At 70.3% G+C, this 17679-nt stretch carries 13 protein-coding genes; 9 read left to right on the forward strand and 4 right to left on the reverse strand.

All coding sequences use genetic code 11. The features are described 5' to 3' along the window. Window positions 1–1025: 1025 nt before the first annotated feature. Window positions 1026–1391, forward strand: a complete 366-nt coding sequence (locus ACIG47_RS19115) for a hypothetical protein (RefSeq protein ID WP_397432628.1) — start codon at window positions 1026–1028, stop codon at window positions 1389–1391. Window positions 1392–1438: 47 nt separating this feature from the next. Here the strand turns inward: ACIG47_RS19115 and ACIG47_RS19120 are convergent, their stop codons facing one another. Next, a complete protein-coding gene (locus tag ACIG47_RS19120) occupies window positions 1439–2683 on the reverse strand; it encodes a glycosyltransferase (RefSeq protein WP_397432630.1) in 1245 nt (414 codons plus the stop codon). 753 nt (window positions 2684–3436) lie between these two features. Between ACIG47_RS19120 and ACIG47_RS19125 the strand changes: the two genes are divergently transcribed. The 7 genes from ACIG47_RS19125 (at window position 3437) to ACIG47_RS19155 (ending at window position 12252) form a co-directional block, all read left to right on the forward strand. Beyond that, window positions 3437–4432: a hemin ABC transporter substrate-binding protein gene (locus ACIG47_RS19125; protein ID WP_397432631.1), complete on the forward strand. Its 996-nt coding sequence runs from the start codon at window positions 3437–3439 to the stop codon at window positions 4430–4432. 113 nt (window positions 4433–4545) lie between these two features. Then, window positions 4546–5637: a FecCD family ABC transporter permease gene (locus ACIG47_RS19130; protein ID WP_397432632.1), complete on the forward strand. Its 1092-nt coding sequence runs from the start codon at window positions 4546–4548 to the stop codon at window positions 5635–5637. After that, on the forward strand, window positions 5634–6572 hold the full coding sequence (locus ACIG47_RS19135; RefSeq protein WP_397432634.1) for a heme ABC transporter ATP-binding protein: 939 nt from the start codon (window positions 5634–5636) through the stop codon (window positions 6570–6572). Before ACIG47_RS19130 ends, ACIG47_RS19135 begins: the two co-directional genes overlap by 4 nt. Next, on the forward strand, window positions 6569–7978 hold the full coding sequence (locus ACIG47_RS19140; RefSeq protein WP_397432636.1) for a hypothetical protein: 1410 nt from the start codon (window positions 6569–6571) through the stop codon (window positions 7976–7978). Before ACIG47_RS19135 ends, ACIG47_RS19140 begins: the two co-directional genes overlap by 4 nt. Then, window positions 7975–9369 (forward strand): hypothetical protein, encoded by a 1395-nt coding sequence (locus ACIG47_RS19145; RefSeq protein ID WP_397432637.1) that lies wholly within the window; start codon window positions 7975–7977, stop codon window positions 9367–9369. The genes ACIG47_RS19140 and ACIG47_RS19145 overlap by 4 nt, the downstream gene beginning before the upstream one ends. 66 nt (window positions 9370–9435) lie before the next feature. Further along, entirely contained in the window at window positions 9436–11190 is a 1755-nt protein-coding gene (locus ACIG47_RS19150; RefSeq protein WP_397432639.1) for an HtaA domain-containing protein, read from the forward strand. Window positions 11191–11244: 54 nt separating this feature from the next. Continuing rightward, complete coding sequence (locus ACIG47_RS19155) at window positions 11245–12252, forward strand: WxL protein peptidoglycan domain-containing protein (RefSeq protein ID WP_397432640.1); 1008 nt, start codon at window positions 11245–11247, stop codon at window positions 12250–12252. Between the two features lie 329 nt (window positions 12253–12581). Here ACIG47_RS19155 and ACIG47_RS19160 read toward each other — a convergent pair whose 3' ends face one another. Next, a complete protein-coding gene (locus tag ACIG47_RS19160) occupies window positions 12582–12917 on the reverse strand; it encodes a hypothetical protein (protein ID WP_397432642.1) in 336 nt (111 codons plus the stop codon). 328 nt (window positions 12918–13245) lie between these two features. On the opposite strand from ACIG47_RS19160, the gene ACIG47_RS19165 reads away from it, so the two are divergent. Continuing rightward, the gene (locus ACIG47_RS19165) at window positions 13246–14598 is read left to right on the forward strand and encodes a hypothetical protein (protein WP_397432643.1); all 1353 of its coding nucleotides are present in this window, start codon (window positions 13246–13248) and stop codon (window positions 14596–14598) included. 182 nt (window positions 14599–14780) lie between these two features. Here the strand turns inward: ACIG47_RS19165 and ACIG47_RS19170 are convergent, their stop codons facing one another. Both ACIG47_RS19170 and ACIG47_RS19175 read right to left on the reverse strand, forming a co-directional pair. Then, window positions 14781–15098, reverse strand: coding sequence for a hypothetical protein (locus tag ACIG47_RS19170; protein WP_397432645.1), 318 nt, complete (start codon window positions 15096–15098; stop codon window positions 14781–14783). An 842-nt stretch (window positions 15099–15940) separates the two neighbouring features. Then, complete coding sequence (locus ACIG47_RS19175) at window positions 15941–17395, reverse strand: hypothetical protein (protein WP_397432646.1); 1455 nt, start codon at window positions 17393–17395, stop codon at window positions 15941–15943. Between the last annotated feature and the right edge of the window lie 284 nt (window positions 17396–17679).

Here is a 17679-nt window from a genome sequence, read left to right on the forward strand (position 1 = left end):
ACGGGGCCGACGGAGCCCAAGGTCCGCAGGGCGTCCAGGGCCCAGCCGGACCGCAAGGCGACACCGGCGCCCAAGGACCACAAGGGACAGACGGAGCGCAAGGCGCCACTGGGCCCCAGGGCGCAGATGGCGCACAAGGGCCGCAAGGCGGTACCGGACCGCAGGGCGCCGAGGGAGCACAGGGCGGCACTGGCGCACAAGGGCCTCAGGGCACGGATGGCGCGCAGGGTCCGGTGGGGCCGCAAGGGGCCGACGGAGCCCAAGGTCCGCAGGGCGTCCAGGGCCCAGCCGGACCGCAAGGCGACACCGGCGCCCAAGGACCACAAGGGACAGACGGAGCCCAGGGTGCCACTGGAGCGCAGGGCGCGGACGGCACGCAAGGCCCAACTGGCCCGCAAGGGGCCGGCGGAACCGACGGAGCCCAAGGTCCGCAGGGTGTCCAGGGCCCAGCCGGACCGCAAGGCCCCCAGGGTGACACCGGACCACAGGGTGCGAGCGGCGCGCAGGGAGCCACTGGCACCCAGGGACCTCAGGGCACCGATGGTGCTCAAGGCGCCACCGGAGCTCAAGGCGCCACCGGAGCTCAGGGGCCGCAGGGCGCGGACGGGGTCCAAGGATCGCAAGGCGCCGACGGTGAGCCAGGTCCAATAGGACCCCAGGGTGCTCAGGGTGCCGATGGAGCCCAGGGGCCGATCGGTCCCCAGGGCCTCACCGGTCCACAAGGACCGCAAGGACCGGCTGGCCCCCAAGGCCCGCAGGGACTCCAAGGTCCGACCGGTACCCAAGGCGCGACGGGCGCGCAGGGAACGGCCGGCGCGACGGGCGCGCAGGGGGCCACGGGAGCGCAGGGGGCTGCCGGCCCACAGGGTACAGATGGTCCCCAAGGCCCGGCCGGCCCGCAGGGCGCCGTCGGTCCGCAAGGTCCGCAGGGCGCCCAGGGTGCACAAGGCGCAACCGCACCGGCGAACGGTGGCTACTTCTACACCTCGGCGACAACTGGCCAGAACGCCAACACCGTCGTCCCGATGACGACGACCGGCTCGACCTACGGCGCCGGCGTCACGCTCAGCGGTGGCGGGGTGAATCTGGCCGCCGGGACGTACGTGGTGAGCTACTCGTGGTCGGGGGATGCGTCCGGCGACGGCACCAACCCCAACTCCGAGGTGGTCTCCGCCTACCTGGTCCTCGGCGGTACCGAAGTCGCCGGCTCCCGGATCCGGTCCACGACAGCAACCCAGGGTGCCGTCGAGAACGAGGTCAGCAACACGATGACGATCACGACGACCGGCGGCCTGCTACAACTCTTCAACGGCAACCGGGCCGTCACCCACGGCACCACCAACCTGAGCGGGTACACCGGCAGCATCAACGTTCAGCAGGTGGCCCCCTAACCAGCTGTCACCTGACGTGATGGTTCATCGGCAGGACGGCCCGCTGGTCAGCAGAGCAGCGGGCCGCCCTGCCGCGGCCCCTCCTTGACGGCGATCAGGTTCGCCGCGACGTAGGAGATGTCGTTGGCTCGGTCGAACTCGGTCGGGTAGTACGTACGCAGGCCACTGACCTGGAAGCGCATCTGTGGCTGCTCCGGGAAGGCGTGGTCGCGCAGCTTCGCCTGGGTCAGGTACCAGAAGCTGTTCTGGTTCCAGTAGGACACGTGGGTGGGGTCCTGGAACGCGCCGCGACCGTCGGTGCTGGGAGTGAGCGTCAGGACCAGTCCTCCGTGGCCCAAGACCCGGTGGCACTCGGCGAAGAGCGCCGCACGGTCCGGGATGCGCTGGAGCAGCTCGGTGGCCACCACCACCCCCACCTCGCCCTCCCCGTAGGGCAGCAACGGGGCATCGGCGTCGACCTCCAGCTCCGTCGCCCCCGGCACCAGCGCCCGGCCCGGTCGTTGCTTGGTACCGACGTCGATCGCCGCGAGCCCACCGCGCCGTGCCCACGCCACCGCGAGACCGGCGATACCCCGGTGGTAACGCTCGACCGTCTCCTCCTGGATGAGCTTGTTGATCCGGCCGTCACGCTGTGTGTTCCCGTCGTGCATCCGCTGCAGGTACAGGCAGGCGTCCACGTGATGGAAGTCGCCCACCTCGTACAGCCGCATCATCAGGTCCTGGTCGTCGAGCACCTCCAGCGCAGCGTCGTAACCCCCCACCCGCTCGTACGCGGACCGGCGGAAGGCACGGACATGGTTCGGCGCGTACCAGACGTAACCGATGTTGTGCGGGCTCGGAGCCAGTGCACGGCAACGGTTCACGAGCATCCCGTTGACGTTCGCGGGCGCGTACTCCCACCCCATCGCGGGGTTGAACGTGTCGAAGTTGGGCGAACCGTCAGCATTGATCTGGGCGAAGTCGGAGTAGACCAGCACCGCGCCGGGATTCTCCTCGAACGCCGCGACCACCCGCTCCAGGCAGCGCGGGGCCAGCACGTCGTCGTGGTCGAGCTCGACGAGGACCTCGCCGCAGGCCAGCTCGCACGCCTCACGCTTGATGGCACCCACGAAGCCGGTCGACCGCCCCGGGACCACCCTGATCCGGGGGTCCAGAACCGGCGGAGCCCACCTGGCGCCCCCGTTGAGCAGAACGATCCACTCCCAGTCCCGGTGGGTCTGCGCGACGATGCTGCGGCAGCACTCGTCGAGATAAGCCGGCGCGTGGCTCGGCGTGAAGACGGACACCTTCACCGTCGGTGATCCTCCCCGCTGGTGGAGGCCCAGCCGGCCTCCGCTCGACCCGGGCCCGGACAGCCTCATTCAACAAGGTCCGGGACGATCCGGCAGCCCAGGACGGCAGCCGGTCAGGTCCTCTCAGGCGGACGGGCTATGTGTGCCGCCCGGCGGGGTTCGACCGGTCTCTGGCTCGTCAGGACGTGTTCCGGGCTGGTGGCAGGGCTGGGGCGCAAGAGCGGGCGGAGGCTGGCCAAAGGTGCCGGGCAGAACTCCGGATGGGAGGCAGCAGCTGCTGCGCGGGGCACTCGAACGTGGACGGGGGTGCAGGGGCAGTGCCCCGGAACCGCGGGACGCACGGAGAACAGCCAGATCGGGTACGTCCCCGGCTCACGCCTGTGCTGGTGCAGCGCCTGTCGCTTCGTGATTCTCAGCCCAGATGCGCGTGCCCACCGCGGAAGCAGTGGCGTGCAACCACGACCAGTGCGGGCGAGTTGCCCTGACATGCACACTTCACCCTTGACGTAATCAGGTACGCCTCGCCTAAGTTAGGCATACCTAATTCCGTGACGGGCGGTGTCCCGGCGTACAAGGGAGTGTCCGGTGTATCACCTGATCAGAGGCGGCCTTGCCCGCGCCGCGATACCGGCAAGCCGGCGATCCTGGCGCGCCTGGGCCGGGTCGTTGGCCGTCATCGCGCTCCTCATCACGGTCGTGGGTGCGTGCGGGGCGCGGCTTCCCCTCGCGAGGCACGCCGACGACGACCGTGCTGTGGTCGGCACACAGCCGCTGGCCGAGCTCGATCCGATCGCGGATCCCCTCTCCTGGACCGGTGAGATCACCGTCGGCACCGCTGAGCGTGCCGTCGACCCGATCACCGCGAGCCCGGCACCGGACCTGCCCGCCACGGTCACTGACGCTCAGGGCACCGAGGTGACCGTCACGGACACCAGCAGGATCCTCGCGCTGGACCTGTACGGCTCGCTCTCGCGGATCGTGTTCGAGCTCGGCCTGGGCGAGAACGTCGTCGGCCGGGACGTCTCGTCGGGGTTCCCCGAGATCGCCGACCGCCCGGTCGTCACGAGCAACGGTCACGAGCTGACCGGCGAGGCGATCCTCGACCTCGCCCCGACCGTCATCCTCACGGACACCACCCTCGGCCCGTGGGACGTCGTGCTGCAGATGCGCGAGGCAGGCATCCCCGTCGTCGTGCTGGACAGCCAGCGCAGCCTGGAGACGTCCGACGACCTGGCCCGAGCCACCGGGGAGGCCCTGGGCCTGCCCGCCGAGGGCGAGGCACTCGCCGAGCGCACCTCGGCCGCCGTGGAGACCACCCTGGAGCACGTGGCAAGCCTGGCGCCGACCGACCCGGCGCTCCGGCCGCGGGTCGTCTTCCTGTACGTGCGCGGGCAGTCCGGCGTCTACTACCTGTTCGGTGACGAGTCCGGCGCCGACTCCCTCATCGAAGGGCTCGGCGCCGTGGACGCCGCCGGAGAGGTCGGCTGGACAGGTATGCGGCCTCTGAACGACGAGGGCCTGGTCGCCATGCGCCCCGACCTGGTCCTGCTGATGACCGGCGGGCTCGAGAGCGTGGGCGGCGTCGACGGCTTGCTCGAACAGGTGCCGGCGCTGGCACAGACCCCGGCGGGCGAGAACCGCCGCTTCGTGGCCATGGACGACACGGAGATCCTGTCGTTCGGTCCGGCGTCGGCCGACGTGCTCGACGCGCTCGCCCGCGCCTTCTACGCGCCGGAAAGCCTCTCGTGAGTCCGTCCCCGGACGCCCCGCCCACGCTGCCGCGTACCCGACCGGGCCGGGCGACGTGCGGCGAGGCCAGCGACAGGATGAGCGGCGGGCCGAGCACATCCGACGGGCCGGGCATGCCAGCGGACGGACCTCCTGACGCCCCGACGGATCAGGCAGGCCGGGCGGGCTGGGCGGCCGGCCGAGGGATCGTCGTCGCCGTCGGGCTGGTCGCCGTGCTCGGTGTGCTCGCCGTGGTGTCGGCCGGCTCGGGACAGCTCCACGTGCCTCCCGCCGAGGTCGTGGGCTCTGTGCTGCACCATGCGGGGCTCGACCTCGGACCGCTGCCCACGCACCCGAACGGGGACGCAGCGCTGTGGACCATCCGGTTCCCGCGCGTCGCCATGGCGGCTCTCGTGGGCGCGGCCCTCGCGACGGCGGGCGCCGTGATGCAGGGTGTGTTCGGCAACCCGCTCGCCGAGCCCGGCGTGGTCGGCGTCTCCTCCGGTGCCGCCGTCGCGGCGTCCGTGACGATCGTGCTGGGACTCACCGCGCTGGGCCCATGGACCACCGCCGTCGCCGCCTTCACGGGCGGTCTCGCGGCGACGTTCCTCGTCTACGGGCTGGCGCGCTCCGCCGGGCGGACCGAGATCGTGACGCTCGTGCTCACCGGCGTCGCCGTGAACGCCGTGTGCGGCGCCGGCCTGGCCCTGACCACGTTCCTCGGCGACACCCAGGCCCGCGAGCAGATCGTGTTCTGGCAGCTCGGCTCGTTCAACGGGACCCGGTGGGCCCATGTCGGCGTGGTCGCACCGCTCGTGCTCCTGGGCATCACCGGCGCGCTGGCCCTGTCGCGACGGCTGGACCTGCTCGCGCTGGGCGAGCGCTCCGCGCGCCACCTCGGCGTCGACGTCGAACGCCTCCGGGTGCTGAGCATCGTGGTGGTCGCGGTGCTCACCGCCGCGGGCGTCGCGTTCTGCGGGATCATCGCGTTCGTCGGCCTTGTCGTACCGCACCTGATCCGCATGGCGGTGGGTCCCGGGCACCGTGTGCTGGTACCGCTCAGCGCGCTGGGCGGGGCGGTGCTGCTGCTGTCCGCCGACCTGGTGGCGCGCACGGCCGTCGGATACGCCGACCTACCCATCGGGATGCTGACCGCGCTGGTCGGCGGGCCGTTCTTCTTCTGGCTCATCCGTCGCACCCGGCGCAGCGCGGGAGGCTGGGCATGAGCCGCGAGCCGGTCCGGTCCGTGCTCCTGCAGCTGACCGGCGTGCGAGTCAGGGCCGGGCACACGGTCCTGCTGGACGACGTCGACCTCGACGTCCGCCAGGGCGAGGTGCTGGTGGTGGTCGGGCCGAACGGCGCAGGGAAGTCGACGCTGGTCTCGGTGCTGGCCGGCGATCGTGCACCCGACGCCGGCGAGGCTGCCTGGACCGGCACGCCGCTGGGCGCCGTCCGGCACGCGGAGCTGGCCCGGCTGCGGGCCGTGCTGCTGCAGGAGAACCAGGTCAGCTTCCCGTTCCGCGTCATCGACGTGGTCCGCATGGGGCGTGCGCCCTGGCAGAGCAGCGCCGGCGCCCTCAGCGCGGCGGACGACGACGCCGTGGTCGCCCGCGCGCTGGAGGCCGCCGACGTCGCCGGCCTGGCCGAGCGGCGCTACCCGAGCCTGTCGGGCGGCGAGAAGGCCCGCACGTCGTTCGCGCGGCTGCTCGCCCAGGACACGCCGGTGCTCCTGCTCGACGAGCCGACGGCGGCGCTCGACGTCCGGCACACCGAGCACGTGCTGCGTCGGGCGAGGCGGCACGCGGAGGGCGGGGGCGCCGTCGTCGTGGTGCTGCACGACCTGGCGCTGGCAGCCGCCTGGGCCGACCGAGTGCTGGTGCTCCACCGCGGCCGGGTCGCGGCACTCGGGACGCCCACCGACGTGCTCACCGCCGACCTGCTCTCGCGGGTCTACGAGCATCCGGTCGACGTGCTGCCGCATCCGGTGACCGGCGGCCTGCTGGTGCTTCCCCGCTACGCCGGGAGCCGGCTGCCCGGTCCGGGTCCAGCTCCAGGTCCAGGTCCAGCTCCAGGTCCGACGCCAGCCGAGGCCCGAACCCTGCCCCACCTCCAGCCCCAGCCACCGACACCGACACCGACACCGACCGAGGAACTCGCATGACATCCCGCCGCCTCCCCCGCCCGGCGCTCCCGCTGATCGCTCTCGTCGTCGTGGTCGCGGTCGCGTGGCTCGGCCCTGCCCTCGCGGCGCACGCCGCCGCGGGCGTCACGGTGTCGGGACAGCCCGACCCGGGTCGGGCGACGACCGTGCGCGTGTCGGGCAGCGGGTTCCAGTCGGTCCCCAAGGCGTTCGGCGGGATCTACGTGTTCTTCGGATGGGTGTCGGACCCGTCGGGCGGGTCGTGGGCGCCGAGCCATGGCGGCGTGTCCGGCGACGACTACCGCTACGTCCCCGACGCGCAGCAGGCGCAGAACGCCGGCTACCAGCGGTTCGTCGCCTTCCCGGGGTCTAGCACGGAGGGTGAGGCGAACGGCGGAACCATCGCCGCCGACGGCACGTGGTCGACCGACCTTGTGATCCCCGGCGCCCGCTTCGAGGCGGCCGACGGCGGAACCGTGGACTGCACGGCGGTGCAGTGCGGGATCATCACGATCGGGGCCCACGGGGTCCGCAACGCGAACAACGAGTCGTTCACGCCCGTGAACTTCCGCGGGGCCGACGACGGCGGTGCGGCGAACGGCCCGGGCGCGGGTACCGACGCCGACGACGGGGCAGGCCCGGGCGAGAGTGCCGACGGGGGCTCCGGCCAGGGGTCGGGAACTGGCTCGGGCGCCGGCTCGGGAACTGGCTCGGACGGCAGCTCGGACAACGGCTCCGGGGGCAACGCCGACGACGGCGGGTCCACGGGTGAGGCGGCCGACGACGCACGGCGCCCGGGCCGCGCCGGTCTCGGGGTGGACCAGGCCACCGCCGTCGTGGGGCGGGTCATGAGCTTCGGGGCGCAGGGCCTAGAGCCCGGCGAGCAGGTGACCGTGACGCTGGACGACGGCCTGGTCGCCGTCGGGCCGCTGGTCGCCGGGAACCACGGGGAGGTCGCCGGCCTCATCGAGCTGCCCGCCGACCTGCGGACCGGCACGCACGTGCTGCGCCTCACCGGGGCCTCGTCCGGGACCGCCGTCGAGACCGAGGTAACGGTCACCCGCGACCCCGCGGAGGTCACGGCGGCCGAGGACGCCGAGAACACCGCCGGTGCGCAGGGCACCGGGACGGACGCCGCAGGGACCTGGCGACCCGAGGAGATCGCAGTGGGCACCGCGGCCCTGTTGCTGCTCGTCGTGATCCTGTCGTCACTGGTCACCGCGCTGAGGCGGCGTGCGGACCGGCGTCGGGCAGCGGATCAGACGGCGGCGCGAAGTGCACCCGACCAGGCCGAGACCAGGACGGCCGCCGACCTGGAAAGACCAGCTGACCCGGAATCCCCGTCCGCCACTGCGTCCGACACGGCCACTGCGCCCGACACCGCCGCTGTGTCGGACATCATCACCGAGCACGAGGTGCGAGCATGAGCCCGGCATCGCGCCGTCGCGCCCGGCCCGTTGCCGTTGCGCTGGCGGTGCTCCTCTCCATGACCACGGTGACGGCACCCGTGCCTGCGACCGCCGACGAGGACCATGGCCCTCTCCTGCTGACCGTGACCGTGCCCGAGGACCAGGAGGAACCGGGCGGCGGTGCACAGGGCCGGCTGACCGACGCCGAGCTGCGGTGGGCGGTGAGCGTCCAGGCCGGTTCGGAGAGCCACCTCGCGGGCCAGTGCAACTTCCTGATGGCGGGTCGTCCCGGCACGAACGGGAACACGGGCGGCGGGCGGCTGTGGACCGAGGCCGACCGCGACCTGTACCACGGGAGGTCGGGCGAGGTGCGTGTGGTGCGCACCGTGGGCCGGGGCGCCGACGCCGTGCAGCGGACCGCCACGTTCGGCACCCGCTGCACATCGCCCGACGGCCGGCCCGTCTCGTACTCGGCGGGCCGGACCACGGGCGCCGAGGTGGTGCTCACGGGCGGGACCGGGTCGCGCGGAGCGGACGGTTCGGTCCGCATCCGGTGGGACGGGACGTTCACCGTGGTCTTCTACGGCGGCCTGGTCTACTGGTGGGTCGCCGACCCGGAGCTGCGCCTGGACCCGAACGGGGACGGTGCGCTCACCGGCACGCTCGGCGGTTACGGCACCGACCAGCAGGACATGACCCGCTGGGAGCCGCTGCCCTCCAGGCGCGTCCAGCTCGTCACCTTCACCGAGCGCCGCCTCGACCCGGCCTCCCGCGGCGGGCACCTCGTGCCGGACTACTGCGGCGAGCGGGTGGACTCCGGCGACCGCGTGCCGCAGCTCCGCCGGGACCCGGAGAGCGGCTGCTGGGGCGCGTTCCCGCAGTCGTTCGTGAACTACCACCAGCTCGTGGGCGAGCCCGAGTTCTGGTACTCCACCGGGACGCGGGACGAGATCAAGGCGCCCGCGAACGTGAGCGTCAGCTTCGACGCCGCCGAGTCGGTCGGCAGCGCCGGCCCGGGCGGCAGCGGGAACGGCGGGTCGAACGGCGAGACCGGCGGAACGGGCACCGGCGGAACCGGCACGGGCGCGGGCGGCGCCGTCGGGCCCGGCGCTCCGGCCGGCACCGGACCCGACCCCGCCCCACCCAGCCCAGCCGGCGCTCCCGCCTCCGGAGGCACCGGCGACCGCCCCAGCACGGACGGCACCTCCGCCGACTCCTTCCTGCCCGTCGACGCCGCCACCCTCGGCGCGGCCGGCGCCGCCCTGATCCCCGACGGCCTGCTCCCCGACGGGGCGACCGGCCGCCGCCTCGCCCTCCTGACCACCGTCCTGCTGGTGGCCGCCGCCGTGGCGATCCTCGGCTTCCGGCAGGGCTGGCTCGTGCTGCCGTTCCGGCGGCGCGACACCTAGACCCCCAGTCCACCATCCCCTGGGACGCCCCCGAGGCCTCCCCATCCCCAGAGAAAGGCAACAACCATGACACGCAGCAGACCGGCTGGCCGCCCGCGGCTCCGCGCCGGGCTCGCCCTGCTCACCCTCGGGCTCGGCACGACGCTGGCCACCGCGCCCGCCGTCGTACTCAGTGCCACCGCGGCCACGACCGAGGCGTCCGAGGTGACCGCCGACAGCGGCAACCTGGCCTGGGGGTTCCGCGAGAGCTTCCGCAACTACGTGGGGCGCCAGACGGCGGCCCTGCCGCCGGTCGGGCCCGTCCCGGTCGGCGAGCGGATCACGCTCGTGGCGCCCGGCCAGTTCGACGAGGCCGGCACACCCGCCGCTAACCTGGACACCACCCCGCCGAACGAGACCCTGCCGTACCTGCTGCCCGTGGCGGGCGGCACGGTGACCGACGCCGACAACCTGACGGTCGACACCACCGGCGGCGCCGTCTACCACTTCCCCTCGCACGCCTTCACTGTGACCGTCGAGAACGTCAGCGTGGTGGTCGACGGCGGCGTGGGCGCCCTCGTGGGTGACCTCGCCGTGGAGATCCCGGAGAACAACCTCGGTTACGAGCCCGGCACCTACGGTGGCGACGACGTGGTGCTCGGTGAGGTCGCGACGACGACCGTGGACGTCTCCGCGGACGCCGTCACCGTGACCGGGACCGGCGTGACGCTGACGGCGCAGGGCGCCACGGCACTGCAGGACTTCCTCGCCGAGGGCGCCACGCTGGACAGCTTCACGGTCAGCGCGGAGCTCACGGCTCCGGCCCAGGAGCCGGAGCCGTGGAACCCGACGGTGACGCTGTCCGCGGCGTCGGACCTCGACCCTGAGGGCGAGACGGTCACGGTCACTGGGTCGGGCTTCGACCCGGCGGCCAACGTGAACACGTCGGGCCGTCCGCCGGTCGCGGCGAACGCGCCCACCGGCGTCTACGTGGTCTTCGGCGCGTTCGGGGACCCGTGGCGCCCGTCCCAGGGAGCCGCCTCCGCCGCGCGGACGGTGCTCGACCAGAAGTGGGCGCTGCCGGAGCCGTCGTACTCGCAGGTGCTGGCGGACTTCCCGACCGTGGCCGGCCAGCTCGTGCTGCTCGCGCCCGACGGTACGTTCACGGCCGAGCTGGACGCGGCGCCGTCGGACACCGCGACCGGCACCTACGGCGTGTACACGTACGCCGCGGGCGGCGCCCCGGCCAACGCGGCCCAGGAGCTCGGCGTCCCGGTGACGTTCGCGGCCCCGGGCGGCAACCCGGGTGGTTCGGACGACATCGACCTTGAGGTCACCGTGCCCGAGGACGACGGCGGGCCGGGTGGGCCCGGCGACCCGGGCGCGTTCACCTGGACCGTCGTGGGCGGGCCGGGCGCCGTGAGCCTCGGCACCGCCGAGGCGGGCGCGGGGGCACTGACCGCGACCGGCGACCTCAAGCAGGTCACGGTCAGCGACACCCGGACCGGCGGCCCGGCCTGGAGCATCAGCGCGACGGCCACGGACTTCGTCGCGACCGGCGCCTCGTCGGGCAGCTCGGCCGGCAGCACCGCGAGCTCGTTCCCGGGCAGCAGCCTCGGCTGGTCGCCGTCCGTCACAGCGAACACCGGCGGGGCCGCCGCCGGGCCCGTGGTGCACGCCGGCACCGGTTCCGGCCTGACTGCGGGCGCCACCCTGGTGTCCGCGCCGACGGGGCACGCGCCGGGCTCGGTGACGGCGGACGCCGCCCTGGACCTGCGCATCCCGCTGGACACGCCACCAGGCGACTACGCGAGCGTGCTCACGCTCACCGCGGTGGGCTGACGGTTCGTGGCTCACCGCTCTCGTCTGCGGCCGCGGCGTGCCTTCGGGCTCGCCGTGGTTGCGGTACTCCTCTGGGCCGTCGGTCTCTCGCCGGCCGCTGGCTCCGCCGCGGCCGGCGACGGCCTCTCCTGGTCCGTGACCCCGGGCGACAACCGTCAGGGTTCCGACCGCGCGAACTACGCCTACGCTGTCGCGCCTGGGGACCGTGTCTCCGACGCCCTGGTGGTGACGAACCGGTCCGCCGCTCCCCTGCGCCTGGCCGTGTATGGCACCGACGCGTTCACCACGCCGAGCGGGCACCTGGACCTGCTGGCCGCCGACGACCCCGCGACCGGCCTCGGCACGTGGCTCACGTTCCGACGGGGCACACTGGAGCTGGAGCCAGGAGAGTCCGCCGAGGTGTCCTTCACCTTGCGCGTCCCGGACGACGCCACCCCCGGCGACCACTCGGGCGGTGTAGTGACCGCCCTCACCCAACGGGTCGGCGACTCCGCTTTGAGCGTGGACCGGCGCCTGGCACTGCGGGTGCACGCCCGGGTCGGCGGAGCGCTCGCGCCAGGCCTCGGGATCAGCGGCCTCACCGTGACAACCGGCGTCTCCGCGAATCCGTTCGGGACTGTCACCTCGACGGTCCGGTATCGGCTGACGAACACGGGCACCGCGCGTCTCGTCCCGACCGAGACTGTCACGGTCGAGGGCCCCGGTGGTGCGGCCGGGACGACGACGTCCGACGAGCTCGGGGAGATCCTTCCCGGCTCGACGGTCGAGCGGGTCATCAAGGTGCCCGGCGTCCGCCCGCTCGTGCGGGCCGAGGCAACAGTGCGGCTGGACGGCCTGGTGGTCGGCGCCGGCGGGGGCGGCGTGACGTCAGCGCACGACACCGCGAGCGGCTGGGCGATGCCATGGGCGCTGCTGAGCCTGGTGCTCCTGGCTGTGGTGGGCTCCGTGGCTCTGCCGCTGCTGCGGGCAAGGACCATGAACCGTCGCTCACCCACCTGGCCAAAGGGGACCGCGCCGATCAGGAATGACCGGCCAATCGATGCGCACCAACAGCCGACGTGATCGTGCAGGCACGACAGCCTTTCCGTCGCCCGTCTACGTCTGCGTCGCGGGCGAGGCGTCGTTCACGCTGGCGGCGCGAGCGCACTGCCTGAGCGTCGGCGTACCCCAGGCGCGGATCGACTTCCGCGCGTACTGGCGCCCGGGCCGGAACCGCTAAGCCGGGGTGGTCGGCGGCGCGGTCGACCTGCACGTCGTGCTCGAACACCGGACTGCCGGCGACGTCGCCGAAGCCGCCCGCCTGAGCATCCACGTCTGAGGCCTCGGCGCGCCCGGTCCGCGGACACGGCCCCGGCCGTCCCGCCGCGCTCACTCTGGGGCCGCCCTCACGGCTACCGCTCCGCTGCGTCCTGTGGTCCGGACAGGATGATCAACACACGTCGTGCCTGTCTCCCGGTCGACGGGCGTGACCCGAGAATGGCCAGGGCCAGCAAGAGAACCGACCAAACCAGCATCCGGCAGATGACCACCGGCCAGGTGACCAGCCGAAGTCCCGGCGGGCGCGCAAGAAGCTCAAGGGTCTTGATCGCTTCCTGCTCGGTCTGGGGGACGAAGCTCAATACCACCAGCAGCAAGCAGGCAGGAATCCAAGCGCTGGGCAACACGACCCAGATCCAGGCGAGCCAAGAGACAGAAGGCAGGCTCTCCAACACATCGACGACATCCATGAACGCGCTCCATGAGCACTGAACCCGCACAGCGCATCAGGGTCGACGTCCATGACGCATAGCGACTTGTCGCAGCCACACGTCGCGCGACCGCGGAGCATTGGGCGAGGCGCTCGAACAGACCTCATCGACCCGCAGCGGGTTGGTGCGGATGTGCTTGCTCAACCGCAGACCCTACCGCAGGCCGTCTGAGTGGATCAGCGAGCGAAGGCGCCTGTGCTGGTCAACATCGTGACGACAGCAGCTTCTCAGTGGAAGGTGGGTGAATGAGGCCGCCTCGTGCGGCGCGCCACGCGCACGATCCGCGACGAACCGGTTCAATCTCCGCATGCTTCTTGTCGCGCTCTCGCCAACCGAAGCAACGGTCATCGCCTCCGGGCGTATCTACGACCCACGCTATCGACCACGACCCGGGTCCACCCTCGACCAAGCCGAGACCGAGGAGGAGATAGAAGAAGCACTTGCTCAAGTGCGCGCCTCCCGCAGGCTGGATATCAACGCTCGGGGTCGCGACTGGCGAGGCATCAGGGAGCGACCAGGCCTCCTGGTCGCCAATTACAACGACATGCCCGTGTTCATCGGCGTTGCCTGGTGCACCTTATTGTCCAGGAGCGGATACGTAGGACTCGCCCGCGTGCGACTCAAGCCATGGCGACCATTCAAGAACCAAGTAGCCGTGAGCACCATCCTCGATGAACTAAACGACGGCCGGACAAGCGCCAACATCACCCGAATCCTCAAGGATTGGGAGACGCGAGAACTACCTCCCGAGGTCAACCGGAGACTTCAGGACGCACTCTTCGACCACGCGGGCAACTTCGATGAGGCTCTCGCTGATGTGTCCGCGAGCGCACAACCAGCACGGGCGCGACGCGCGGTGGACCAATCTGAGCTCCCGGCACTAGACGCTTCCCAATCCGCGCTTCGATTCTTCTCACGGGACTGGCCGCAGTTGACGCCCGTCGACGACCTTGGGCCGCTACCGAGCATCGCGGAGGAGATCGATGCGGCCTTTCGCATGTCTGAGGACGACCACATCGATGACGACGCCAGCGCCTTCCTTGACTGGCAGCAAACGCCCCGAACGGTAGCCGGCTGGTTCGAGTTTCGGGAGGGCGCCCGTCGCCTCCTCGTCAAGAACATCAATGTCTCCACGGCAGAGGCGAGAACGGGCGCAGATCTCGTCTACGTCCGACGGGACCCAGACGCCGTGGTCCTCGTCCAGTACAAGCTGCTTGATCAGGGCACTGGCGATCCTTACTTTCGCGACTCGGGAGGACGACTTGCCAGCCAGGTCGCGAGAATGCAGAAGTACGCAAACCCAGCGACCACCCAAAGCGCGGACGAACCCGACTATCGACTGGGTCGCGACATCGGCTACGTCAAGTTCATCGTGCCTACGACCGCGAGGGCAACCTCGGCGCTGGATCTTCGACCAGAGGGCCGGTACCACCCTGCCGGAAGCGTCGAGCGGCTCCTGCGGACACCAGACAAGGGCCCCAAGGGCGGCAAGGTGTACTACACGCGAAACTGGCGATACATCAACGGGGAGACCTTCGCCCAGCTCGTTCGCGACCGATGGATCGGCACGTGCGAAGACACGACAGATCAACTGCTCGAGGTGATCGGCCTGATCTCCAGCGGGCGCCGCACCTGCGTCGCTGTGGATGTACCCGTCTGATGAGCTTGTCGATTGCTGGACCAAGGCCCGCAACCTCGACGAGAGGCATCACCGAGACCATCGCCCACAACGGGTACTCGACCGTCCTGGACGCCAGCCTCTTCGACCTCAAGGGCCTCATCCCGTAACGACTTAGCACCTGGGGAGCACGCCCCCGGACCCGCCGCAATGGCAGGATGCGCCTAGCCTCCCTTGAGTAGTGTCGGCCAGAGGATGGCTGTTGTGACTGCCACGAGTCCGGTCAAGCCGAAGAGGGCTAGGCCGATGACCCAGACTCGAAATCCGGGCCACATGGGTATCAGGCGTTCGATCATGCTGGCGTCGATGGACTCGCTATCTCTCCTGGCACGCCAGGATCGTCCGTGCTGCTGGTACTGCTCCGGTAGGTGATTCTCGTAGGCCTCCAGCCAGTGCGCGTCGGGCATCTCGGCCTGGCGGTGCCGGGCCATGAGCGTGACGCAGAGTACCGTGATGATCATCGCGAGGGCGCCCGCGATCACCCTGGCAGTCCAGAGTCAGCTGCCAGTGCGATTGTGAAGAGGAACGCCTGCGCGGTGAGGCTCACCAGGATCGATGTTCGCGCATGTCCAAGCGAGCTCGACCTGACACCCCTATCAAATCTCCCTTGAAGAACAACTGCCATCGTCTCAGGTGGAGCCGAACACCGTGGTCTCGACTTAATTCGAGATCGCGGACACAGGATCGATCTGGTGTAGCACGGCTCCACCAGAATGGTCACGGGTGCGCACCGCGCCGGAGGTCCGGGTTCCCGGAACTCCCGTAGTACCACATCCCATCTCATGGATGTGGACACCCCGCTTGGCACCCTATTTATGTTCCGCGGATCGAGCCGTCGGTCGATCGTTTATGGTGGGTACCGAGCAGTGGGCATGACCATGCCGAGTGAATTTCCGGGTTTACTACCCACAGACGGCTTCTTCCTCTTCAGGAAGCGGCCGTTCGTGCGTACCTGCAACTCACCAGGCGACTCAGGCACGGAGATTCGCAACACTCGCACGGAGCGTGTGTTGGCTGCGCCTGTCGGGTGCCGGAAATCGCACGATGCTGGCGTTAGTAAAACGACTCCCAGGGCGCTCGAACGCAATACGAGTCAGCAGCGCTCCCGCGGTACACAGGGGGCGCGAATGCGATCTCTCGTGCCTCAGCCCCGAATGGGGGGCACACCTTGGTATCGGGTTTGAGGTTACCCGCTGACCGGGCAGGCTGCTCACTGCCTGAGGCCCCCTGTCTCCTGTCCGTGCAGCGGGCCCGTGCACCAACATCAGACGGGTGGGACCGAGATTACTTGGTGCGGCTCGACACCGAAAATGCCCACTCGCGACTAGCTGTTCGAGGGAGACGTTGCCTCGTTGGACTCCGCACCCGCATCCGGGAAGACCTTCGGCAACCGCGCATGCCACGCTCTCTCATCACGTCGAAACCTTGTTGACGAATCAACGGCTGCGGCCAAAGTCTCAGCCTGGACGCCGGCTTCCAAGAGCAAACGTAGCAAGATAGCCCAGCGCAGTGACAGAACTTGGGCATGCATCTTCCGAATTGCATCATCGGTGGACCCGGACTTTCCATCAAGCGCGTGTGCAAGGCCTATGCGGAGGCTTGCGATCTCCTGCTTCCACTTGTTCGGCCTCCCGACACAGCGAGGAGCGACCTCAACCAGCGAATCCGCCAAGCGTCGCATACGGGTTGGGTAACTGTCCTCGTAGAAGTAGATCTTCAATGCGTCAGTCAATGCGTCCGATACCTCAATCGGAACGTCGGAGTTCTTGAGCGCTTGGATACTCTTGGAGACCTGGTCCTCGTCGAACCTACGTGCGTTCGGGTAGAGAACTCGGTCCATGCCTTCGGCAGTCGTCGTCAGCGCAAGCGCTTCTGCTTCGAGCGTCGCGAAGTCGCCGGAAACCGCCGAGCTGATCACCTGAGGTGTTGGCCTGAGCCGGTTCGCCATCTCACACCACGCTGCGACCTTGTCCAACGGCATCGCGTCGCTGTCGAGCAGCAAGTTCTCGCTGTCCGGCCGGGTCGCAGCTGGACGCACCTTGTGGCCGTACACAGCGCACCAACGGCCGTCGATCTCGAGTTCGAGATGGGTCACTGAACACTCCTCACCAGCGAGCAGCGTCAGCAAGACCTGAACCGGCCCGATGAATCTCGTGAGAGCTTCGTCAAGCGTCCAGCCGGAGATCTGATCCAGCTGAAGCCAGTTGTAGGTGCTTATCTGCACTCCCCACGGCCCCGGTGAGCCCATGACCCCGACGCTAGACACGCGGAGGCTCGCGTCTTCGCCGAAAGCGCCGAACGGTGTCTCGACCGCATCGCCGGGCTCAAGAGTCGCCGTGGTTTGGCGAGGGGGCGCTGTCCGGTGCGCGATCTGCAGTGCACCGGTCCTGGCCCAGAGTTCGAGGTGCGTAAACCGCGCCCGGACACCGGTGAATCGTGTCTCCGGCCCATCGATATGTACCCCGGTGATGCACCAGTCCGCCCGCAGTCTATGAAGCTCGGCAGCGTCGCCGCCGAGCGGTGTGAGAAGCCCCGACCGCTTGACGGTCCGCGCACCGAGCAAGGTGACCGGTCCGGGCTGCACTGGAAGCGACCCGTGTACAACCAAGTCAGTCTCTTCGGTTCTTGGAACCAGAACGCTTGGGGTCCCCGCGACCGGCACCATCCACTCGGTCAACGGGGCGACGACCTCGATGTGTATGTCGCCATCTTTGACTCGACATATCCCGTCGGATCCACCCGCATCAGGCTCGGCGCCGGCGAGCCAGAACCGGCCCATGCTCTGGGATTGGTCGATAGGGAATTTTACTACAGGCATCGAGCGAGTATCCGTCGGGCATCGGGATTCGCCCAGACCCCCGCACCGTCCTGGAGACAAAGGGGACACAAGATCACCCCCTAGTTGCTGCCTTCGCTCCGTCGCGAGTAGGGCGGGCAGCGATGCTCCCGGGCGGATCAGCGTGCCCTAGCGCTCCGCGCCCAAGACGCGCGATCGCACGCCTGCGGGGCATCCGGCGCTGCTGAGCAGATCCGCCCAGCACGCAAGCAAGCACCGCTCGTGCG

This window comes from Promicromonospora sp. NPDC052451 (genome assembly GCF_044547525.1).
Taxonomy (GTDB): domain Bacteria; phylum Actinomycetota; class Actinomycetes; order Actinomycetales; family Cellulomonadaceae; genus Promicromonospora.